The following is a 22,106-nucleotide window of genomic DNA, read 5'->3' on the forward strand; positions in this document are numbered from 1 at the left end:
TCGTGGAAGGAAAGGCCGTGCCGCGTACCCGTTTCGAGTCGATCGGGCGATACACACCCGAGACCGTCCTTTCCACCGAGGAGTTGTTCAGCAGGCTCAAAGTCGAGGGTCTGCCCCGGTTGCGCGAGTTCAGCGGGGTCGAACGTCGCCGGGTCTACGACGCGCATCCGGATCGGTACGAGTCCTCGTTCGAGCTGGCTTCGCGCGCGACCGCCGACTGTTTGACGAAGTCCGACTACGCGGCCGACGAGCTGGACGTGGTCATCTCGGCCTCGATCTCCCGCAGTGTCGGACCCGGAATTCATTACCTGGCACCGTCGTTGGCCCTGCGACTGGGCACCGCGATCGGTGCGACCCGGGCCAGATGTTTCGACGTCGCGAACGCGTGCGCCGGCATGATGACCGGAATCCTGCTGCTGGATCGCATGATCAAGGCCGGCGTGGTGCGCAACGGTCTCGTGGTCAGCGGTGAGCAGATCACGCCGGTCGCCGAGACCGCGGTGCGCGAGATCAGGTCGATGTCGTCGAACCAGTTCGCGTCGCTGTCCATTGGTGACGCGGGGGCCGCGGTCGTGGTCGACGGTCGCGGCGACGACGGCGACGAGATTCATTACGTCGAACTCATGACCCTCGCGGAGGGCGCCGAGCACTGCCTCGGGATGCCGAGCGACCGCACCGGCGAAGCCGCGCTCTACACCGACAGCCAGGCAATGCAGGACCCGGCCGTACTCTTCCAGGCCCTGCACCGGTTCGGCACGTTCCTCGAGGAGACCGGTCGCGATTTCGCGGCGGAGGAATTCGACTATGTCATCTATCACCAGGCCAGCGACAAGGTGATCGAGTACGGCCAGCAGATGGTCGAACAGTATTTCGGTGCCCAGGCGCCGCCGAGCCTCGATGTACTGCGCGAATTCGGCAACACCGCATCGACATCGCACTTCGTCGCGTTGTCCGAACATCTCGTACAACGAAATATCCCCCGAGGATCGAAGATCCTGCTGATCCCGCAGGCCTCCGGCCGGGTCACCGGGTACCTGTCCGCGACTGTCTCTCGCCTGGCGGCCTGAACCGATGGCCACCATGATTCGCGCCGCCGCGATGTGCGTCGATCCGGACACCGGTAGTTACGTCGAATCGGCCGCCCGGGCCGCCCGCACCTGCCTCGTCCGCGCCGATGTCTATGCCGACGAGGTCGGCATGCTGGTCAACACGGGCGTCGTCCGGGACGGCAACCTGGCCGAGCCTGCGGTCGCCGCGCTGATCCAGAAGCGAATCGGCATGGGCCTCGAGTACTACCCCGGTCGGACGCCTACGTTCTCCTTCGACCTCTTGCACGGCGCGGCAGGTCTGCTGCACGCGATCAGCGTCGCCGAATGTTTCCTGGCCACCGGCGAAGTCGAGTATGCGTTGCTGCTGGCCGGTGAGGCGCACCCGTCGACCGAACGTGCGGTCGCCGGCTTCCCGTACACCACCGGCGCCGCGGCGATGATCCTCGGAACCTCGCCCGCCGCAGGGGGATTCGGTCGTCTGCATACCATTGATCCCACCGAGGCGGTCGAGCCCACCATCTGGGTCGACGCCAACGCGGCCGGAGCGAACAGCCGCTCGAGCATCGAAGTCCGGGCGGGCCGCGATCCACTGGATCCGGCGGTCGGGACGGTGCGCGAGTGCATGGCCGAGGCGGGCCTCGAATGCGCCGATTTCACCGCGGGCCGCGCGGTGCTGCTCGCCCCGGCTCCGGACCCGGAATTCCCGGCCCGGCTGGCGATCGCGCTCGGGCTGACGCCGGAATCCGTGGTCGGTGTCGCTCCCGAGATCGGCGACCCCTATTCGGCCGCACCGATTCACGCCTACCTGCACGCCCAGCGCGGTGGCCGGCTCGACGCCGCGCGCGCCGTGCTGTTCCTGGCCGCCTTCGACGCCTCGTCCGCCTGCCTGGCCTATCACCCGCAGGCCCGATCGAGGTAGTCGGGCGTCCTCGCTCACCCATCCGCTCGGCGAAACAGCATGCAACTGAGAGGGATCGAGGATGTCGCATCCGGATAGCCGAGGACTGCTGGCGAGGGTTGCCGTCATCATGGCGCGGCACCGGCGGCGAGTGTTCGCGGGCTGGTTCGTCGCGGTGGCCATCGGGTTGATCGGACTCCCGCATCTGCTCGGTTCGCTGCTGGCCCCGCCGACCGAGGTGACCGGCTCGGAATCGCAACGGGCGAGCCGGATTCTGTCCGAGGCGCTGCCGACGTTCGGTGACGAGCCGGTGATCGCGGTGTTGCATTCGGAGCGGCTGCGGGCCTCGGATCCGTTGTTCCGCAAGGCGATCACGGCGGGCATGCGCGCGGTCGCGCACGAAAAGGATGTCTCCGGCGTGCTGTTGCTGCCGGTCGCCGGGGATCCCACCCGGGAGTTCGCGCTGCCCGAGACGTTCGAGGCGTGGCGGTCGAGTTTCCGCGACGAGCACACGGCATACGTCTATGTCGGCGTGACCGGCGACGATCGGCAGCGTCAGCAGCGGGCCCCGGAGTTGCAGAAGCTCGTCGCCGATGCGGTGCGCAACGCATCGAATGATGAAGTGCGTGGATATCTCGTCGGTATCTCGGTGTTCGGGGAGATCATTCAGGGCGTCGAGATCACCGACCTGATGCACATCGAATTGGTCGCGCTGCCGCTGGCGATCGTGGTGCTGTGGTGGGGGCTGCGCAGGCCGGCGGCCGCGCTGGTGCCGATCGGCATCGCGGGCGTCTCGGTGGTCACCACCCTCGGCCTTTTCGCCTTGCTGACCAGGGTTTTCGCCATCGACGGCATGCTGATGGTCGGGGTGAGCGCCCTCGGTCTCGGCATCGGCATCGATTACGCGTTGTTCGTGCAGAATCGGTATCGCGAGGAACTGGCCGCGGGGGCGGAGCCGATGCGGGCGATCGCGACGGCGAGCGCCACCACGGGGCGCACTGTGCTGTATTCGGCGTTGATTCTGTTGTCGGCGTGTATGGCGCTGTTCCTGGTGCGCTGGCATGTCTTCTTGCAGATGGCGATCGGGATCATCGCGGTGGTGCTCGTCGTGTCGGTCGCGGTGGTCACGTTGTTGCCCGCGGTACTCGTCACGGTGACGCCGGTCCTCGATCGGGAATGGCCGCGCCGGACCGAAACCGGCGCGCGGGACCGGCTTTCGCGCTGGGCGGAGCATCTGATGCGACACCCGTGGCCGTATGCGACGGCGGTGATCGCGGTGCTGATCTGTGCCGCGATTCCGGTCGGTGCGATGCGAACCGGAATCGACCTCGAACGCGGCGCGCTGGATGGCACCGCGTATCTCACCGGATTCCAGCTCAGTGAGCAGGACGCGCCGGGCGCTACCGGGTCGGTCTATCTCACGCTGCGCCAGCCCGAGGACGCGCCCTTGCCTGATCCACGGGCCCTCGTCGCGGCCCTGCGCGCGGATCCGGAGGTCGGCGCGGTCGCGACGATCGATGACGGGGTGAATCTCACGGCGCTGCTCGTCTTGTCGAAATACCCGATCGATTCGCCGGATCTTCCAGATCTGGTGTGGCGCATTCGAAACCAGATAGTTCCGGCCGCGGCCCCACCGGGCGTCTCGGTGCTCGTCGGCGGGCCGGGCGGACACGTCGCGGACATCGTCGCGGAGACCTCGGCGAAGCAGCGTTGGGTGATCGGGTGCGTGCTGATGGTGTTGTTCGGGCTGCTGGTCGCCGTGCTGCGCAGCCTGGTGCTCCCGGTGAAGGCGATCGTCATGTCGCTATTGGCGACGGGTGCCGCCTACGGGCTCACGGTCTTGGTCTTCCAGCGCGCCGGCCATCCCATCTGGCCGCAGGTGCCGTTGATCGCCTTCGTGCTGTTGTTCGGTCTCTCCACGGATTACGAGCTGTTCCTGGTGCGCCGGATTCAAGAGGAGTACCTGCGGACCGGCGACAATCGCCGGTCCGTGGTGGTCGGATTGCAGAGCACCGCGCGCCCGATCTCGCTGGCCGCGATCATCCTGGCCGTCGGCTACGGCAGCCTGCTGGTGTCCAGCCTCAACGGATTGCGGCAGCTCGGGTTCGCCATCGCGGTCGGCCTGCTCATCGACGCGACGCTGATCCGGCTCGTGCTGGTGCCCGCGCTGATGCAAATCCTGGGGCGGTGGAACTGGTGGTTTCCCGGCCGTCGCGATATCCCCAAGCTGTGTACAACGGACGATATCCACAAGGTGTGCACAACCGTGAAATCCGCCCAATAGGCGCTATTTTCGGCTACTTCCGATTTGTGTACACGGGTGTTCTCAATTCGCGAATCGTGGTTGTCCGGAGAACTACGGCGCGTTATCGCATCGGACATTTCGGGCCGGGCTCGAGTTGGAAAGGTCTCGGGCGGAAGTTAATTGGGAGCGGTTCTGATGAGCGTTGTTGGTGGTCACGGGATTTAAATGGGATCTTCCTCGCGTTTCGCGCTGGATTATTCAAATGTTCATCTACGATTGCGGCGGCTCACACCGGAGTGGTCACTTCGCTAATACCTGCATTCGTCGGGGATTTGGTGCCGCTGCTCCCGGTTACGGCTTGTCATGCACCTCTCCCTCAGCTGAAGGATCAGGTATGAACATGTTCAAAACACGGCACCGCCGATATGGGCGGGCAACGATGTTGGCCGCGGGTGTCGCGGCCGTGATTCAAGTGGCCGCCGTCGGTTTCGCCACGGCGTGCCCGTGCGCCTCCGACGACTATGTCCCGATTCAGCCCGCCCTGACTCCGCCGGCCATGCCCGCCGAGGATCAGGTATTCCTCAATCCGCCGCGCGAAGTGGTCGCGGCGAAGCAGCCGGGCGAAATCATTGCCGCGCGTGAAGTGCATCCCGCGTTCCAGTCGATCATTCAGCCGGACGTCGACGCCTGGCAGCTGTCCTACCGCTCGAACAACAGCCGGGACGAGCCGATCGCCGCGGTGACCACGGTGATGAAGCCGCGCGGTAAGGCCCCGACGAACCTGGTCTCGGTGCAGATCCCGGAGGACGCCGTCGCGGCACACTGCGCACCGTCCTACACCAGCCAGATGCTGGCGCAGCCGCCGAACTACGCGGGCACGATGGGCCCGAACTTCATGCTCCCGATGGCCCTCTACGCGGTCACCAAGGGCTGGGGCGTCTCCATCCCGGACCACGAAGGCCTGCTCTCCGCCTTCGCCGCAGGCCCGCTGGCCGGCCGGATCACCCTCGACGGCATCCGTGCGGCGGAGAACTTCAAGCCGATGGAACTGCACCAGGGTCGCGACACGAAGGTCGGCCTGTGGGGCGACTCGGGCGGCTCGATCCCGACCATGCACGCCGCCGAACAGCGCGCCTCCTACGCGCCGGACGTGAACCTGGTCGGCACCGTCTCCGGCTCCACCGCCTCGGACCTGCGCGACCTGGTCGACTACCAGAACAACGGGCCGGCCGCCGGCACCGTGTTCGCCGGCATCATCGGCCTGACTCGCGAATACCCGGAACTGCAGCAATATGTCGACCAGCACATCAACCCGCTGGGTCAGGGACTGCGTTCCGTGCACAGCAATGTGTGTCAGGGCTGGTCGGTAATGAGCTTCCCCAATCTGAACATAAAGGGATTGTTCGATACACCGGACATGACGCGTGAGCCGGTGCCGAGCAAGTACCTGGACATGGTCAAGATGGGAAATACGACGCCCGACCGGCCGACGTATATCTTCCAGTCGATGGGTGACTGGGTTATGCCCGCGTACGCGACCGACCGACTGGTGGATACCTACTGCCAGAACGGTGCCCAGATCACATACCGGCGCATCCAGATCGGCGAATCCTATTCGCAGGCGTTCCTGTCGGTGCCGGGGACATATCAGTGGCTGCAAGAGCGGTTCGACGGCGTCCCGGCCGGCGGCGGCTGCAATAGGCAGGACCTCATGGCGATCTCGAAGGATGATTCGCCGGAGATGAACGAGTGGGTGTCGATCGTCGGTCCGGAGCTGACCGCGGCCGCCGCCAAACCCGCCTAATTGCTCGACAGGTGAGGGTGGCGTAATCGGCGCCCGGCTGACGAAGCCCGGCCAGGCGTCGTAGTCACCGAAAGAAGGCCCGGTCCACCAGGATCGGGCCTTCTCGCTATCCGGGGGAAGTCAATACACAATGTGTGCCTCGATAAATCGTCGGCATGCAGCGGTTGCAATGGGTACACAGCGACTCGCTCGCGGCATCGGCGCGCATCCGGTTGACCAGATCCGGATCGTGCAGCAGCGCGCGGGCCATCGCGACGAACTCGAACCCGTGCGCCATCGCCGTGTCGACGGCCGCGCGCGAGGCGATGCCGCCGAGCAGCACCAGCGGGAGCGCGAGTTCGGCGCGGAAGCGCAACGCCTGCTCGAGCAGGTAGGTCTCGTGGTACGGGTAGCTGCGCAGGAATCGCCTGCCCGCCAGGCGAATACCGGCGCGCTGCGGCTGCGGGAACGAATCGGCGAACTCGCGCAGCGGCACGTCGCCGCGGAACAGGTACATCGGATTGCGCAGCGAGCTGCCGACGGTGAGTTCGAGCGCGTCGAGGTTGCCGTCCTGGGCCAGCCACCGTGCGACGGTGAGGCTTTCGGCGCCGCCGAACCCGCCGCGCACCCCGTCGTCCATGTTGAATTTCGCCAGCACGGCGATCTCGCCGCCGACCTCCTGGCGCACCGCGTCCGCGGTCCGCCGGGCCAGTTCGGCGCGCTGCATCAGGGTGCCGCCGTACTCGTCCGAGCGTTTGTTCAATGCCGGACTGAGGAACGAGCTGATCAGATAGTTGTGCCCGAAATGCAGTTCGACGGCGTCGAATCCGGCTTCCACCGCCAGCCGGGCGGCGCGCGCGTGCGCGGTGATGATCCGCCGGATGTCGTCCGCCGTCGCCGCCTGGGTGAGCCGCAGGCTGATCGGACTGAACTGCCTGCTCGGCGCGAGCGCGGGCGCGCGATTGGAGGCCGCGTTCGCCACCGGCCCGGCATGACCCAATTGCGCTGACACCGCGCCGCCCTCGCTGTGCACGGCGTCGGTGAGTCTGCGCAACCCCGGCACCGCCTCGGGCCGCATCCAGATCTGATGCCGGTCGGTCCGGCCCTCGGGCGCGACCGCGCAGTAGGCGACCGTGGTCAGTCCGGCGCCGCCCGCGGCGACCGCGCGATGGAACTCGATCAGCTCGTCGGTGACCAGGGCGTCCGGCGTGCGGCCCTCGAACGTCGCGGCCTTGATGATCCGGTTGCGCAGCTGAACCGGCCCGAGCCTGGCCGGTTGGAACGCGTCGTTCGACATCTGCCCAGACTAGAACGTGTTCCAGTTCGGTGTTCGGGAATTGAGATGACGGAAGTGTCTTGACTCACAATGAGAACCTGTTCTAATTCATGGCATGCGCAGATATGACGGCCGCCGGGTGGTGGTGACGGGAGCAGGCTCCGGCATCGGACAGGGCATCGCCCTGCGGCTGCTGGACGAGGGGGCCCAGCTGGTCGCCGCCGACATCGACGAGCCGGGGCTGGCGGCCACGGCCGAAAAGGCAGGCGACGCCGCCGAACGGCTGCGGACGGTCGCGGTGAACGTCGCCGATCCGGAGTCGGTGCGTGCGGCGACCGAGACCGCGCTCGGCTTCCTCGGCGGCCTCGACGTGCTGGTGAACGGCGCGGGCATCCTGCGCCCGGCCCGCACCCACGAGATGCCCCTGGACGCCTGGAACCAGGTGATCGGGGTGAACCTGACCGGCACCTTCCTAGTGACCCAGGCCGCGCTGCCCGCGCTGGTGGAATCCGGGCACGGCGTCGTCGTGAACATCTCCTCGACCGCGGCGTTCAGCGCCGCGCCCTACCTCGCGGCCTACGCGGCGTCCAAGGGCGGGGTCAACGCGTTCACCCACGCGATCGCGCTGGAATACGCCAAGCAGGGGCTGCGCGCGGTGAACATCGTGCCCGCGGGCATCACCAGCGGGATCACCACGAAATCGATCCGGGACCAGCCGGAAGGCTTCGATCCGAAGCTGTTCGCCCGGATGACCGGCTGGCTCAACGGCGGCGCGCTCGGCAGCCCCGAGGACATCGCGGGTGTGGTCGCGATGGTCGCCTCGGACGACGGCCGCTACATGACCGGCACCGAGATCCGGATCGACGGCGGCGCGTTGATGTAGTTACGGTTCGATCGGATGCTGTGCCGCCGACCCGAGAGACCGTTATGCGTGTTCCGCTGATCCTGCTTGCCGCCTGTTCGACCGCGTTGCTGACCGCGGGTCCCGCTGCGGCGACCGGATCGTGGGGGCCGCTGGCATCGCCGAATCCGTACCTCGGGCCGCTCGGCACCTCGACGATGCATGGGGACGCGGGCTCGTCGGATGCGACGCCGCTGGCCGGCCCAGGTGCGGGTGCGCCGGTCTCGGCCTATCCGCTGGCCTCGGCCTGCCCGACGTTGCTGGCGGGGTCGGACAATCTGGTGGTCGCGTTGTGCACGGCGATCGTCGGGCAGGCGCCGGTCGTGCAGCTGATCGATCCCGCGTCGCCAGGGCCGGTCGGGTCGTCGTTGGCGGCGCTGCCGCTGACCAAGGGCAGTCTGCTCGGTGGCGTCTACGCGTATCTGGACAACAACGACAAGCTGGTCGTCGTGGACGGCGGCAATCGATTGCTGCGCGTCGGACATACCCGAGACGCGGCGGGCAAGTGGCGGTTGACGAGCGACCAGGTGACCGACCTGTCGGCGGTGATTCCGGTGGGGGACAACGTGACCGGACTGGTGCCGGATTGGGCGGGCAATATCTGGTTCGCCACCGGGAAGGGCGTCGTCGGTCTGGTCGCGCCGTCCGGCGCTGCGGTCACAGTGACATTGCCCGCCGATGAGCAAGTGGCGAACAGCATTTCGGCCGCGCCGAGCGGACGGATCGCGGTCGCGACCACACACGCCCTGTACGAACTGCGCGCCGATTCGGCGGGTCGCCCCGAAGTGCTGTGGCGCGCACCGTACGAACGCGGCTCGGCGCGTAAACCAGGACAGCTCAGTTGGGGTACCGGGTCGACGCCCACCTACTTCGGCCCGACGACCGGCGCGGACTACCTGACCATCGTCGACAACGCCGACGGGCAGGTCAACGCGCTGGTATTCCGTTCCGGAACCGGACAATTGGTGTGCTCGCAGCCGGTGCTGACGAAGGGCGGTGCGGGGAGCGAGAATTCACCGATCGGCATCGGCCGCTCGCTGTTCGTCGCGAGTACCTACGGCTATCCGTATCCCGCGGTGCCGGAGGGCGCGGGTCCGGCGGTGCCGCCGACCGCGCCGTTCACCGGCGGGATGACCCGGGTTGATGTGGACGACAACGGATGTCACACGGTCTGGGAGAACACGGTGCGCAGCGCGGCCGTTCCCCATCTATCCACAGCCGATGGTGCGGTGTACACAGTGACCCGGCTCGGTGCGGAGAACACCACGCCGTTGGACGGATACGCGTTCACCACGGTCGATCCGGATACCGGTGCGGTGACGGCGAGCAGTCCGTTGCCCGGCACCATCGTCGACGATCCGTTGCAGACGTCGCCGTTGATTACGCACGGGCGTCAGGTGTTGCAGGGCACGGTCACCGGGATTCTGCGCGTCGGTTGAGTGCGGACGGCGTCGCCGCCTGCTCGGGTAACCGCCTGTGGATACCCGTGCTGCACAGCCGAGTTCACGGTTTGTGCACATCCCCGGAGCGAGTGACGACACCTGTGGATAAAGCTGTGTGCTGCTCGAGGATCATCGATCGGGACCCATCGGTGTTCTAGTGCTTTCTGGGCGCGATATTGCGCCGCACGGGGTTTGGTGACGGCGGCTCGTGGCTGTGGATGATGCTGTGTGTTGTTTCGGGATGGCCGAATGCCGTTCACCTTCGCGTTGCCTGCCTGAGCTCGAGCGTTGCGCCGCAATCGACGCGGAACCGCCTGGCTGCGGCCTGTGTATGACCGTCCCCATGGGTGGGGACAGCGGTGCGCGAAAGCTGTTGGGTGAGTGCCGCCTTTGGGGATGGCGCGGCGGTACCCAGGTGTGGACATCGATCGGGTCGGTCGTCGGCGGTGCGGGCGCCTGTGGACGGTGCGCATCCTGTCCACAGCGGTGGAGCGTGGTCGGCTACCAGGCTGTGGACGGGGGCGATCGCGGGCGGCCGGCGGACAAGCATCCCCAGTCGTGCGCCTTTCGGCGTGTTGTACCGGTGTGTCCCGATTGGGGAAAGCTTGCCGCAGTGCCTATTTCGCCGCATTCGCCGGTTCCGCAGGGGAGGTGAGGCGAAGATCACACCCCCGCTCGAGGTTGCGGCCGTGGTGCTGAACCGGCGCGGTCGAGGCGCTCGATCAGGCGCCTTTTCGCGTCTGGTTATTCCTGATCTTGACCAGATGTATGCATGTCCACGGGCAGTCCAACCAGGTATGTGTCGTGTTAATTACGCTGTAAACAAACCTGTGGTCGCTTTCTGTTCATCCAGTGTCCAGCTAACTCGGTTTTCTGGGCCGAATCAGCAGGTCGTTGCCCTCGCGAACGTGCCATGGAGGTGTCTATGCCGAGGGCGCAGCTAATCGTTCGAACAATGTTTGTACCGCCACTAAGCGGATACAGACGGACCTGCGGATTCGTACGATCGAGTACTTCTCGGCTGTTCGAAAGGCGCCGAAACAGACAGCTGCAAGTTAGCTGGAAGTCTGAAAAACCATGCTCCCACCAGGGTTTGCTGGCGTGCTGCTTTATACGCTTGACACCAGCGAGGAGGGTTGCATAGGGATAACGATTGTGTAGAGTCGACGGTAACGCTGGCCGCAGCTGAGCATGACTCGCTGCGGCCAGCGGAACTCAAATGGGGGACATCGCAACCGATCCGTGACACGGCGTTGCTGTCCAGTACCCGAACCCGCTTCGCTCAGTGTGTGCTCGACGTTGTCTGCCGGCCGTCGTCCGACCCGTCCGGCGCGTCCGCGGCCCGCGCCAGCACCACCCGGCGACCCACGCCGAACACATAGAGCAGGAACAACGCCTCGGCGGTGAACCCGATCGCGATGCGCACCGGCGCGGGCAGACCGCTCGGCGTCACGAAACCCTCGATGCAGCCACACACCAGCAGCACCCCGACCAACCCGAGCGCGATGGTCGCGGTCGCCCGGCCCTGCCGCGCCACCGCTTCCAGGCGACTCAGCCGGCCCGGATCGATTAGAGTCCAGCCGAGTTTCAGCCCGGCCCCGCCCGCGACGAAGATCGCGGTCAGCTCCAGCGTCCCGTGCGGCAGGATGAAGCCGAAGAACGAATCCAGCCGCCCCGCGTCGGCCATCAACCCGGCCGAGACGCCGAGGTTGAGCGCGTTCATGAACAGCAGATACACCGCTGGCAGGATCAGCACCCCGGTGAACAGCGCGATCGCGGTCACCCAGGCATTGTTCGTCCACACCTGCGCGGCGAACGCGCCCTGCGGATGCTCGGAGTAGTAGGACTCGAAGGCGCCGCCCCGCTCGGTCAGCCCGCCGGTGTCCCGCGGAATGCCGAGAACCGTACGCGCGGAATCGAATCGGGCCACCCAGACGGCCAGCCCGGCGGACACCAGCAGGAACGCCGCGGCCACGCCGGCCCACCACGGCCAGCTCCGGTACAGCGCGGCCGGGAAGCGATGGGTGAAGAACCGGCCGATCTCCGACCAGGTGTCGCTCCGGCCGCCGAGCACCCGCCCGCGCGCCCTGGCCAGCAGCGCGCTCAACCCGGCGATCAGCTCCGGGTCCGGGCTGTGCGACTGCAACCGGGCCAGCTGCTGGGACGTGCGCCGGTACAGCGTGACGAGCTCGTCCGCCTCGGCACCGGTGAGCCTGCTCCGTCTGGCCAGATAATCCAGCCGTTCCCAGGCCCTCCGATGTGCATAGCTGTACGCGTCGACATCCACAGGCTTGCCTCCCACTACCGCCGGTCGGAAGAATGCTATCGACATGGCTGAATTCACCACCGGCGAAGCGGTCGCGCTAGAGCTGCCGATCGCCCGGATCCCCACCAGGGCCACCGCGTTCCTCGTCGACGTGGTGGTGCAGATCATGCTGGCCACGGCGCTGTTCGTGCTGACCGTCAGCGTGCTGCTGCCCAGCGGGGCGGATACGGCCTGGCTGAACGTGGCCGTGCTGGTCACCATCGTCGGGGTGCTGGTCGGCTACCCGGTGATCTGCGAAACCGCTTCGCGCGGACGCACGTTGGGCAAATTGATGCTCGGGCTGCGGGTGGTGCGGGCGGACGGCGGCCCGATCGACTTCCGGCACGCGCTCACCCGCGGGCTGGCCGGCGCGATCGTCGACTTCTGGATGCTCGGCGCGTTCGGCGCGGTCGCGGTGCTGACCTCGATGTGCTCGCCGAACGCGCGCCGGGTCGGCGACGTGCTGGCCGGCACGGTGGTGGTGCACGCGCAGCGGTCGCTGCCGGTGCCGCTGCTGGCGGTCGCGCCGCCGTGGCTCGCGGGCTGGGCCGAGCCGTTGCCGCTGGCCATGCTGCCGGACGAGCTGGCGCTCGCGGTGCGGCAGTATCTGAGCCGGTTCCGGACGCTCACGCCGGTGGTGCAGCACGAGCTGGGCAGCGCGCTGGTCGGCGCGGTGTGTGCGCGACTCCAGGTGCCGGTGCCCGGCGGGTATCCGCCGTTGCAGGTGCTCGGCGCGGTGATCGCCGAGCGGCAGCGCCGGGCGCTGCCGCCGCCGATGTTCCCGGTCTTCGGGCCGGTCCCGCTGCGGGTCGGGCCGTAGTTACCGGTTGGCCGCGACGTAGTCGTCGATCTCGCGCAGGAACGCGTCCAGCCGGGCCGGGGTGATCCACGAGGCGCGGAACGAGTTCTTCGCCAAGGCCACCAGCTGCTCACGGTCGAGGCCGGCGTGTTCAGCGAGCGCTACATAGTTGTCCGCCGCATACGCGCCGAAGTAGGCGGGGTCGTCGCTGTTGACCGTCACGGTGAGCCCGCGGTTCAGCAGCGCGACGATCTCGTCGGATTTCATCCGGCTGGTGACGAACGAATTCGAGACCGGACAGCAGGTCAGCCCGATGCCCCTGTCCTTGGCCAGCTCGACCAGCCGGTCGTCCTCGACGATGTTGGTGCCGTGATCGAGCCGGTCGACGGCGATATCTTCCAGGGCCTGCCGGATGTGCTCGATCGAGTCCTGCTGATCGATGTCGCAGTGCATGGTCAAGAGGAAGCCCTCACGGCGGGCCCGGGCGAATACCGCGGCGAACTTGCTCGGCGGGTTGCCGCGCTCGTCCGAGTCGAGCCCGACGCCGACGATCCAGTCGCGGTAGGGCAGCGCCTCCAGCAGGGTCGCCATCGCGAACTCCTGGGAGTAGTCGCGCAGGAAGCACAGGATCAGCTCGGCGGAGATGCCGAACTCGCGCCGCGCCCGCACGATCGCCGAGCGATATCCGTCGATCACGGTGGCGAACGGGACGCCGCGGCCGGTGTGCGCCTGCGGGTCGAAGAACATCTCGACGTGCCGGATGCCCTGGGCGTGCGCCCTGGTCAGGTAGTCGAAGGCGAGGTCGTGGAAGTCCGCGGGCTCCAGCAGCACCCGCATGGCGGGGTAGTAGACCTGGAGGAACGAGGTCAGGTCGTGGAACTGGTAGGTCTGCTTGACCTCGTCGACCGTCTTCTCCGGCAGGTCTATCCCGTTGCGCTGGGCCAGCGTGAACTTCAGCTCCGGCTCCAGCGTCCCCTCCAGGTGCAGGTGCAACTCGGCCTTGGGCAGCCCACGGACAAACGCGGCGAGATCAGACATGGCATCCATGATGCTCCGCTACATCGTGCCGGACTGTTTGAGTTCGAGATACTCGTCGGCGAGGGCCTCGGGGAGATGCTCGGGGGAGGCGGCGACCACCGCGATTCCCCTGCGTCGCAGCGACTCCTGGACCAGAGCGCGCTCGGCGAGGATGGATTCGGCGGCGGCCGCGGGGTAGAGGTCGGCGCGGGTCTCGCGCGTGGTGGCGGCCGCGGCGATGTCGGGGTCGGTGACCGAGACGATGAGGACGCGATGGCGTTGGGCCAGGGTCGGCAGCACCGGGAGCAGGTTCTCCTGCACCGCGGCGCCGTCGAGGCTGGTGAACCAGACGACCAGGCTGCGCCGGCGGGTGCGCTGGATGGCCGCGCGCACCAGGCCCGCGCTGTCGGTGTCGACCAACGCCGGGGTGATGCCCGCCATCGCATGCATCAGCTTGAGCTGCAAGCCTTTTCCGCTGATCCCGCGCACCTCGGCGCGCGGCTCCCGGTCGTAGGCGAGCAGGTCGACCGAGTCGCCGGCCGCGGCGGCCAGCCCGCCGAGCAGCAGCGCGGCCTCGATGCTCGCGTCCAGGCGGGTGCCGTCGCCGACCCGGCCCGCGCTGATCCGGCCGGTGTCCAGCAGCATCAGCATGTGCCGGTGCCGTTCCGGACGCCAGGTGCGCACCAGCACGTCGGTGGCGCGGGCGGTGGCGCGCCAGTCGATGCCGCGCACGTCGTCGCCCGCGACATACTCCCGGAACGAGTCGAATTCGTCGCCCTGCCCGCGCAGGTTGGCCACGTTGCGGCCCTCGAGCTGTTGCAGCCGTTTGACTTTCGAGCGCAACAGACGCTCGCTGCGGAACGCGGGCAGCGCGCGCACCCGGGCCGGCACGCTGCGGCGGGTCTGCCGGCCGGCCAGGCCGAGCGGGCCGATCAGGCGCACGGTCACCGGACCGGCCACCCGGTCGCCGCGATAGGTCGGGGCCAGCGTGGTGTGGAAGCGGACCAGCGTGGCCGGGGCCAGATCCAGTGCGTGCGTGCGGTTCTCGGTGCGGGCGCTGTCCGGCCAGTCGTCCCACATGGTGCCGCGCAGCGGGCGGGCGCCGTTGTTCACCGCGACCAGTTCCACCTCGGTGGACCGGCCGAGCCGGACCGTGGTCAGCGGCACCCTGGACAGCGTGAGATCGCCGGCCCGGCCGACCGAGACGAGGTCGACGAGCAGCGCGGCGGCCAGCACGCTCGTCGCGAGCAGCACGCCGAGCAGCGACGGAACGACGAAGGTGACGAGCAGCGCGAGCACGCCCGCCGCGGCGGCCAGCCGACCGGTGACGACCACGGGCTACACCGGAACCGGGACCGAGAGCAGCAGCGACGACATGACACCCTCGGTGGTCACGCCGTCCAGCTCCGCCTCCGGCCGCAGTTGCAGCCGATGCCGAAGCACCGTGACGGCAAGGGCTTTGACGTCGTCCGGGGTGACGAACGCGCGCCCGTTCAGCCAGGCGAACGCGCGCGCGGCGGCCATCAGCGCGGTGGCGCCGCGGGTGGACGCGCCGTGCTGCACGGCGGGGGACATGCGGGTGGCGCGGCACACGTCGACCATGTAGGCGAGCACCTCGGGACTGATCGTCACCTTGGCGATCGCGGCCCGCCCGGCCAGGATGTGCGCGGGCCCGGCCACCGGGCGCAGCCCGGCCGCGGCCAGGTCGCGCGGATCGAAGCCGGCGGCGTGCCGTTGCAGGATGCGGAATTCGTCGTCGCGGCCGGGCAATTGGACGTCGACCTTGAACAGGAACCGGTCCAGCTGCGCCTCCGGCAGCGGATAGGTGCCCTCCTGCTCGATCGGGTTCTGGGTGGCGATCACCACGAACGGGTCGGGCAGCGGCCGCGGCTGGCCGTCCACCGAAACCTGGCGCTCCTCCATGGATTCCAGCAGTGCCGACTGAGTCTTCGGTGGTGTGCGGTTGATTTCGTCGGCCAGCAGCAGATTGGTGAACACCGGGCCGTGCCGGAAGGTGAACTCGGCCGAGTGCGGGTCGTAGATCTGCGAGCCGGTGACGTCGCCGGGCATCAGGTCCGGGGTGAACTGCACCCGGGCGTGGTCCAGGTCCAGCGCCGTCGCCAAGGCCCGCACCAGCAGCGTCTTCGCCACGCCGGGAACGCCTTCGAGCAGCACGTGCCCGCGGCACAGCAGCGCGAGCACCAGGTACATGATCGCGCCGTCGTTGCCGACCACCGCCTTGCCGATCTCGGCGCGCAACGCCGCGAAGGCCGCCGCCGCCTCCTCGGCGGTGGGGGTGTGGTTGGTGTCCTTGGTGGGGATGGTCATCCGACCTCCAGTGTCATGCGGGGGTTCCCGCGCCCCGTCGATGGGCTGCGTGCTGCGCGTTGGTTTCTCATCCGACCTCCGCCTCGATCCAGTCGAGCTGGGTGGCCACGAGTTCCAGCGTTTCCGCGTCCGGCACCGGACCGAACAGGGCGCGGCCGAGCTGGTTCGGATCCTGGCCGGTGCGCGCCGCCACGGCGGCGACCAGCCGGTCCGGCGGGGTGTCCGCGGTCATCCCGAGCGGCGGGCGGATCCGGCGCAGGGTCGCCGCGCGCAGCTTGTTCGCGACGTGCTCGTGGTCCTTCGAGCGGCGATACAGCGCGGCCTGCCCGGCGAGCAGTTCGTTCGCCGCGACCTCGACCGGCCGTGGCTCGCGCACCAGTGCGCCGCGCCGGCGCGCCCGCCACCACACCACCAGGGCGGCGGCGATCAGGAATTGCAGGCCGCCGTAGAAGATCGGGGCGGGTAGCCGGTCCCAGATGGCGTCGTCGCCGGTGCCGAAGCCGGAACCGCCGGAGTCGCGGGGCGGTCTGGTGCGCGGGATGTCCGGTGGCTGCTGCGGGGTCGGCGCGTTCGGCGCGCCGCAGGATTGGAGCGAGGCGTAGAGCAGGAGCAGCAGCACGGCCACGCCGGCCACCGCGGCCCAGAACTTGGGGTTGCGCAACAGATCCGGCAGCGGCGGCAGTTTCCGGCGGGTGCGCGGCGCCTTCTCGGTGGCGGTGACTTCGGTCGGTTCGACGACCGGGGGTGGCGCGGCCGCGGAGAACCGGTCGGCGTATTCGAGCCTGCGGTATTCGTCCTCGGTGGCGCGGCGGCCGCCGTAGACGACCTCGTCGAAACTGTTTGCCGCGGGTTGGAATTCGGCGACGGTGTCCAGCGGCAGGGCGGTGGTCACATCGTCGGCGGTTTCGCGGGCGGTGCGGGACCGGCGCACCTCGAGCACGCCGCGCTGTTCCAGTCCGCGCAGCACGGCGCGGAAGCGTTCGCGCAGCGCGCTGTCGAAATCGCGATGTTGGGCGGCGTTTTCGGCGGCCGCGCGGTGGTCGGCGGCGGCGCCGAGGCGCGGTGGGCCCGGCGGCGGGGCCGGATTGTCCCGGGGCGCTTGGTCGTACTCGCTCATCGCACCGCCTGACCCGGGACGTGAATGTCCAAACCCTCACGGCGGCAGCGGCGGTCGACGTAGGACACCACCCGGGTCGAGGCCTCGACGATCTCGCCGAACGCGACCACCAGCAGCACGCCGCTGGTGAGCAGCACGATCACCGGCCAGCGGTGGGTGCCGGAGAAATCCGAGAGATACCAGGGAATCCCGAGCAGCGGCACGGCCAGCAGCACGAGCAGGCAGCGCTGCACGAACCAGAGGCCGACCGTCTGCCATTCCGCGCCGTCGGCCAGCAGTTTCGACCGGGCGACGGCCGTCTGGTGCGGAGCCCGCTCGACCAGCATGACCGGGACCGCGACGAACCGCTTGGCCCGCAGCCAGCCGAGCCAGGCCACCCCGAACGGCACGCTGATGATCAGCGGACTGGACAGCACGAGCACGCCGAACCCGATCAGGGTGTAGAGGAGCTGGAAGATCAGCATCGGCCCCGCAGCGCCGCCGGCCCGGCGCACCGCTGTGCGCGCGCCGATCGGCGCGCCCGACACGCTCGCCAGCCCGATCGCGACGGTGGTGCCGCGCAGCACGAACCGCAGCAGCCACACGCAGGCCATCGTCGACAGGATCGCCGCCCACGCGGTGGCGCGGTCCGAACCGTCGGTCAACTGGGAGATACCCGCGGTGATTCCGACGACCACCAGCTCGGCGGCGACCAGCGCGGACACGCTCGACCAGGCCAGCGCGAGCAGGTTCGCCTGGATCAGCGCGAACGGCACGTCCAGCAGTTCGCGGAAGGTCATCGGACGGATCGGCACCGTCGTTCCAGGGGACCCTGGTACCGGATCGTTCCCCGCCCCGACGGCACCGGCCGGGTCGGCGGCTGGTAGCACGGGCCGAGTCTAGTCCAGCAGTCGTGCCACGACCTGGCGGTAGCGTGCCGGGTCGATCTGCGGCAGACCGAGCAGGGCGCGCAGGTACACGCCGTCGCCGACCAGCCGGATGATGTCGGCCCGCACCGGGTCCTCGATCTCCTGGTCCAGGCCGTCCGACCAGGAGTCCATCATCTCCATCAGCGCCTGCTGCACCTCGTCGACCTCGGTGTCGGCCGCGGCGTCGATGGTGCGCATGGTGGCCAGCATCGAACGGTAGATCTCGAGTTCCACCGCGTCGGCGGCGTTGTCCGTGTTCGGCGTCTGGAGGTACCAGCCCGCGACGGACTGGCCGCGTTCGAGGTGTTCGTCCAGCTGCTGGCCTGCGCGGTCGGTGAGTCTGCGGACCAGCCCGGCGAGCAGCGCGTCCTTGCTCTTGAAGTGATAGAGCAGCCCGCCCTTGGAGACGCCGGCCTGCGCCGCGACGCTCTCCAGCGTCACGTGCGACATGCCTTTTTCCAGGAGCAGGGATTCGAGGGCGTCCAGGATTCGGTCGCGGGTGTTGGCCGTCACCAGCGGAACTATACCGGCTGGACGGTAATGTCTGATACTGTACCGTCCGGACGGTAAGAAGAGATGTGCGACGGAAGTCGAGAAAGCCAATGACCACACACACCGCGAAGAACACCCGGCTGACCGGGCCGAACGTCGAGACCCCACCCCGCGCCACCGCGCGCGACTGGGCGGGTCTGGCCGTGCTCGCGCTCGCGCTACTGCTGCTGGCCGTCGACGCCACGGTGCTCGACCTGGCCGTACCCGCGATCAGCGCGGATCTGGCGCCGACCACGCCGCAGCTGCTGTGGATCATCGACGTGTACTCGTTCGTGCTGGCCGGGCTGCTGGTGATGATGGGCAACCTGGGCGACCGGATCGGCCGGCGCAGGCTGCTGCTGATCGGCGCGGCCGGGTTCGGTGTCGCGTCGGTGATCGCGGCCTGGGCCGTCTCGCCGGAGATGTTGATCGGCGCGCGCGTGCTGCAAGGTATCGCCGGTGCGACGCTGATGCCCGCCACGCTCGGCCTGATCCGTTCGATGTTCCTCGATCCGCGCCAGCGCACCGTCGCCATCGCGGTGTGGAGCGCGATGGCGGGCGGCGGCGCGGCGGCCGGACCGCTGCTCGGCGGCTGGCTGCTCGAGCACTACTGGTGGGGCTCGGTGTTCCTGGTGAACCTGCCGGTCATGCTGGTGCTGCTCGCCCTCGGCCCGTTCCTGGTGCCGGAATCACGGGACCCGAACCCGGGTCGCTTCGACCTGCCGAGCGCCGGTTTGTCGATGCTCGCGCTGGTGCCGATCGTGTACGCGATCAAGGAGTCGGCGGCCCATGGGCTCAGCCTCCAGTTGGCCGTGATCGGCGCGATCGGTGTGGTGGCCGGCGTGGTGTTCGTGCGCAGGCAGCGCGTCCTGGACAACCCGATGCTGGACCTGAAGTTGTTCGCACTGCCCAGGTTCCGCACCGCGGTGATCACCAACCTGCTCGCGGTGTTCGCGCTGGCCGGTGTGCTGTTCTTCGGCTCGCAGTACCTACAGCTGGTGCTCGGCCACTCGCCGATGGAAGCCGGGCTGCTGTTGCTGCCGGGTCTGGCCGCCAGCGTCATCGCGTCGCTCGCCGCGGCGTGGCTGGTGCAGCGGATCCGGCCGGGTGCGGTGCTCGGCAGCGCGCTGACCGTCGCCGCGTTCGGTTCCGCGCTGTTCTTCTGGCTCGGACCGGATGCCGCGGGCAGCACCACGCCGTTCATCCTCGGGTTCCTCTTCATCGGCGCGGGTGTCGGTGTGGCGCTGACGGTTTCGTCGGATCTGGTGGTCAGCTCGGCGCCGGTCGAGCGGGCCGGCGCGGCCGCGGCGGTCTCGGAGACCGCCTACGAGACCGGCATCGCGCTGGGCGTGGCCATCCTCGGCAGCGTGGTCATGGCGATCTTCCGCAACGGGCTCGACCTGACCCACGTGCCCGGCGACCAGGTGGGCGTCGCGTCCGAATCCCTCGGCGCGGCAACCGGGTTCGCCCGGCAGCTACCGGAATCGGTCTCGGGTGAATTCCTCGGCTCGGTGCACGAGGCGTTCGTCTCCGGGATTCACTTCGCCTCGATCGGCACGGCCTCGATCCTGCTGATCGCCGCGGTGGTGGCGTTCCGGTTGCGCACGGCGCGTCCGTAATACCGGGTGATTCGTACCCCGCTCCGCATCGCCGGGGTGGGGTACGTCCGTTTATGTGGGAAGACCGTCGCTGTGCTGCCCGCCCGGGCGGCGGTCGCGATCGGCCCGCGGTCCGGCGCTGCGCGGGCGGGCGAGCTGGGTGGGGGTGAGGCGGCCGCGCAGGGTGACGGACTCGCCGAGCTGCCAGTGCTCGGTTTCGGCCGGGTCCGCGCCGGCGATGGTGTTGGCGGAGGCGAGTAGCAGGTCGTCCTGCTTGGCGAGTTCGCACAGGCGGGCGGCCTCGTTGACCGCGTCGCCGATGACGGTGAACTCGTAGCGCTGCCGGGCTCCGACATTGCCCGCGACCACCCGGCCCGCGGCGACGCCGATCGCGGCGATGAAGTCGTTGGCGGTCGTGTCCAGCCGCCGCCGGATCGCCCTGGCGCAGGCCAGCGCCGCGCCGGACGCGTCGGAAAGGGCGGCGGGCGTGCCGAATACGGCCAGCGCGGCATCGCCCTCGAACTTGTTCAGCAGCCCGCCGTGCGCCTCGACCTCGTCGACCACGATGTCGAAGAACCGGTTGAGGATGGCGACCATCTCGGACGCGGGCACGGTCGCGGCCATCGTGGTCGAGCCGACGATGTCGATGAACAGCGCCGCGGCCTCGGTCTCCACGCCGCCGAGCGACGGGTTGCCGGCCAGCGCCGCGTCCGCGACATCGCGGCCGACGTGCTTGCCGAACAGGTCCCGGATCTGTTCGCGCTCGCGCAGCCCCTCCACCATGTGGTTGAAACCGCTTTGCAGCTCGCCCAGTTCGGTGCCGTCGTACACGGTGATGTTCACCCGCAGGTCGCCGTCCTCCACCTGCCGCAGCGCGCGGCGCACGCCACGGATCGGCGCGATGGTCGCGGCCACCGTCTGCATCATCAGCAGCAGACCGAACACCAGCGTGGCGCCGCCCAGCGAGAGCACGCACACCGCGAGCCGGGCCGTGCTCACCGACGAGTCGACCAGCGCCCACACCGCGACGATCATCGACAGCGCCACCGGCACGCCCGCGCCGAGCATCCACGCGATCAGCGAACGGATGAACACGCCCATCCCGCGCCTGCGCCGCGACGGCGCGGCATCGAGCACCCGCGCGGTCACCGCCCGCAGCGCGAATTCGGCGATCAGATAGCTGTTGGCGCACACCACGATCGAGCTGAACCCGATGCCGAGCAGGATCTTCGGGATGAGCGCGGGCTCGACCACGCCGTAGAGCGGCGTCAGCACGGCCGCGCCGGCGAACCACAGCACGGCCTGGCGCATGACCAGCCGGCGCGGCACCGCGGCGGCGGCGATCTGCTCGGCCTCGTTCGGCACCTGGTTCGGATCGGTCGCCCAGCGCAACGCGCGCAGCCCGCTGACCGTGCCCCACCACATGCCGATCAGCAGCGCCAGCGCCGAGTACCCGGGCGTCGCGATGACATTGAGCAGCAGCAGTTCCCTGGTGAACACCGAGGGACCGGGCAGCACGAACCCGATCAGCGCGAAGGTGACCGCCATCCCGGCCAGGTTCGCGGCCACCAGCGGCACGGTGAGCAGCAGCTGCACCCGCAGCCTGCGCATCCCGGACGACTCGTCCACCGGTCCGAGCAGCCGCGACCCGAAGGCGGCTGTCGAAACGTCACTGTGGGCCATGGGAGGAAAGCCTAGGCCGGACCACCCGCGAAGGGCCGGACCAGACGTCCAAGATCGGCCGAGCGCCTCCACGATCGGGCGGGTGCGCAGTTCGGCGCGGGCGCAGAACCGGCCCGCGGGCGCGGCCGGTCGCACACGTTCGGCGGGCCGGTGGCGCTGGGCGAGTTCGTGGCGGATCGGGCAGCGCGGTAAGGCGACGCCGCCGCTGGGCGTCGCCGACATCGTG

The 22,106-nt window shown here is 68.8% G+C and carries 17 protein-coding genes; 8 read left to right on the forward strand and 9 right to left on the reverse strand.

Annotation, left to right across the window (positions count from 1 at the left end):
- Positions 1–17 precede the first annotated feature (17 nt).
- The 4 genes from AB0M22_RS14800 (at position 18) to AB0M22_RS14815 (ending at position 5,996) form a co-directional block, all read left to right on the forward strand.
- The gene (locus AB0M22_RS14800; protein WP_364725749.1) at positions 18–1,067 is read left to right on the forward strand and encodes a 3-oxoacyl-[acyl-carrier-protein] synthase III C-terminal domain-containing protein; all 1,050 of its coding nucleotides are present in this window, start codon (positions 18–20) and stop codon (positions 1,065–1,067) included.
- A 4-nt stretch (positions 1,068–1,071) separates the two neighbouring features.
- Entirely contained in the window at positions 1,072–1,968 is an 897-nt protein-coding gene (locus tag AB0M22_RS14805; protein WP_364725752.1) for a hypothetical protein, read from the forward strand.
- Between the two features lie 61 nt (positions 1,969–2,029).
- Positions 2,030–4,231: an MMPL family transporter gene (locus AB0M22_RS14810; RefSeq protein WP_364725755.1), complete on the forward strand. Its 2,202-nt coding sequence runs from the start codon at positions 2,030–2,032 to the stop codon at positions 4,229–4,231.
- A 355-nt stretch (positions 4,232–4,586) separates the two neighbouring features.
- Positions 4,587–5,996 carry a lipase family protein gene (locus tag AB0M22_RS14815; RefSeq protein WP_364725758.1) on the forward strand — a complete coding sequence of 470 codons (1,410 nt, stop codon included), beginning with the start codon at positions 4,587–4,589 and terminating at the stop codon, positions 5,994–5,996.
- A 106-nt stretch (positions 5,997–6,102) separates the two neighbouring features.
- On the opposite strand, the gene AB0M22_RS14820 is transcribed toward AB0M22_RS14815, so the two are convergent.
- Entirely contained in the window at positions 6,103–7,272 is a 1,170-nt protein-coding gene (locus AB0M22_RS14820; RefSeq protein WP_364725761.1) for an NADH:flavin oxidoreductase, read from the reverse strand.
- 94 nt (positions 7,273–7,366) lie between these two features.
- Between AB0M22_RS14820 and AB0M22_RS14825 the strand changes: the two genes are divergently transcribed.
- Together AB0M22_RS14825 and AB0M22_RS14830 are read left to right on the forward strand one after the other, a co-directional pair.
- Entirely contained in the window at positions 7,367–8,134 is a 768-nt protein-coding gene (locus tag AB0M22_RS14825) for an SDR family NAD(P)-dependent oxidoreductase (RefSeq protein WP_150400503.1), read from the forward strand.
- Between the two features lie 44 nt (positions 8,135–8,178).
- Entirely contained in the window at positions 8,179–9,591 is a 1,413-nt protein-coding gene (locus AB0M22_RS14830; protein WP_364725766.1) for a hypothetical protein, read from the forward strand.
- A 1,285-nt stretch (positions 9,592–10,876) separates the two neighbouring features.
- On the opposite strand, the gene AB0M22_RS14835 is transcribed toward AB0M22_RS14830, so the two are convergent.
- Positions 10,877–11,881 carry a stage II sporulation protein M gene (locus tag AB0M22_RS14835; RefSeq protein WP_364725769.1) on the reverse strand — a complete coding sequence of 335 codons (1,005 nt, stop codon included), beginning with the start codon at positions 11,879–11,881 and terminating at the stop codon, positions 10,877–10,879.
- Between the two features lie 43 nt (positions 11,882–11,924).
- Here AB0M22_RS14835 and AB0M22_RS14840 point away from each other — a divergent pair, with 43 nt between their 5' ends.
- Positions 11,925–12,719: an RDD family protein gene (locus AB0M22_RS14840; protein ID WP_364725772.1), complete on the forward strand. Its 795-nt coding sequence runs from the start codon at positions 11,925–11,927 to the stop codon at positions 12,717–12,719.
- On the opposite strand, the gene add is transcribed toward AB0M22_RS14840, so the two are convergent.
- The 6 genes from add to AB0M22_RS14870 all read right to left on the reverse strand — a co-directional run bounded on the left by add (position 12,720) and on the right by AB0M22_RS14870 (position 18,581).
- Positions 12,720–13,736: an adenosine deaminase gene (gene add, locus AB0M22_RS14845; protein ID WP_364725775.1), complete on the reverse strand. Its 1,017-nt coding sequence runs from the start codon at positions 13,734–13,736 to the stop codon at positions 12,720–12,722.
- Positions 13,737–13,754: 18 nt separating this feature from the next.
- Positions 13,755–15,050, reverse strand: coding sequence for a DUF58 domain-containing protein (locus tag AB0M22_RS14850; protein WP_364725778.1), 1,296 nt, complete (start codon positions 15,048–15,050; stop codon positions 13,755–13,757).
- 3 nt (positions 15,051–15,053) lie between these two features.
- Positions 15,054–16,043: a MoxR family ATPase gene (locus AB0M22_RS14855; protein ID WP_364725781.1), complete on the reverse strand. Its 990-nt coding sequence runs from the start codon at positions 16,041–16,043 to the stop codon at positions 15,054–15,056.
- Positions 16,044–16,110: 67 nt separating this feature from the next.
- Positions 16,111–17,160: a DUF4129 domain-containing protein gene (locus AB0M22_RS14860; RefSeq protein ID WP_364725784.1), complete on the reverse strand. Its 1,050-nt coding sequence runs from the start codon at positions 17,158–17,160 to the stop codon at positions 16,111–16,113.
- Positions 17,157–17,954, reverse strand: a complete 798-nt coding sequence (locus tag AB0M22_RS14865; RefSeq protein ID WP_364725787.1) for a hypothetical protein — start codon at positions 17,952–17,954, stop codon at positions 17,157–17,159. The genes AB0M22_RS14860 and AB0M22_RS14865 overlap by 4 nt, the downstream gene beginning before the upstream one ends.
- A gap of 84 nt (positions 17,955–18,038) precedes the next feature.
- Positions 18,039–18,581 (reverse strand): TetR/AcrR family transcriptional regulator, encoded by a 543-nt coding sequence (locus tag AB0M22_RS14870; RefSeq protein WP_364725790.1) that lies wholly within the window; start codon positions 18,579–18,581, stop codon positions 18,039–18,041.
- Between the two features lie 89 nt (positions 18,582–18,670).
- Here AB0M22_RS14870 and AB0M22_RS14875 point away from each other — a divergent pair, with 89 nt between their 5' ends.
- Positions 18,671–20,218, forward strand: a complete 1,548-nt coding sequence (locus AB0M22_RS14875; protein ID WP_364725793.1) for an MFS transporter — start codon at positions 18,671–18,673, stop codon at positions 20,216–20,218.
- Between the two features lie 51 nt (positions 20,219–20,269).
- Here AB0M22_RS14875 and AB0M22_RS14880 read toward each other — a convergent pair whose 3' ends face one another.
- Positions 20,270–21,880 (reverse strand): adenylate/guanylate cyclase domain-containing protein, encoded by a 1,611-nt coding sequence (locus AB0M22_RS14880; protein WP_364726936.1) that lies wholly within the window; start codon positions 21,878–21,880, stop codon positions 20,270–20,272.
- Positions 21,881–22,106: the final 226 nt, after the last annotated feature.

Source organism: Nocardia sp. NPDC051756 (assembly GCF_040681495.1).
Taxonomy (GTDB): domain Bacteria; phylum Actinomycetota; class Actinomycetes; order Mycobacteriales; family Mycobacteriaceae; genus Nocardia.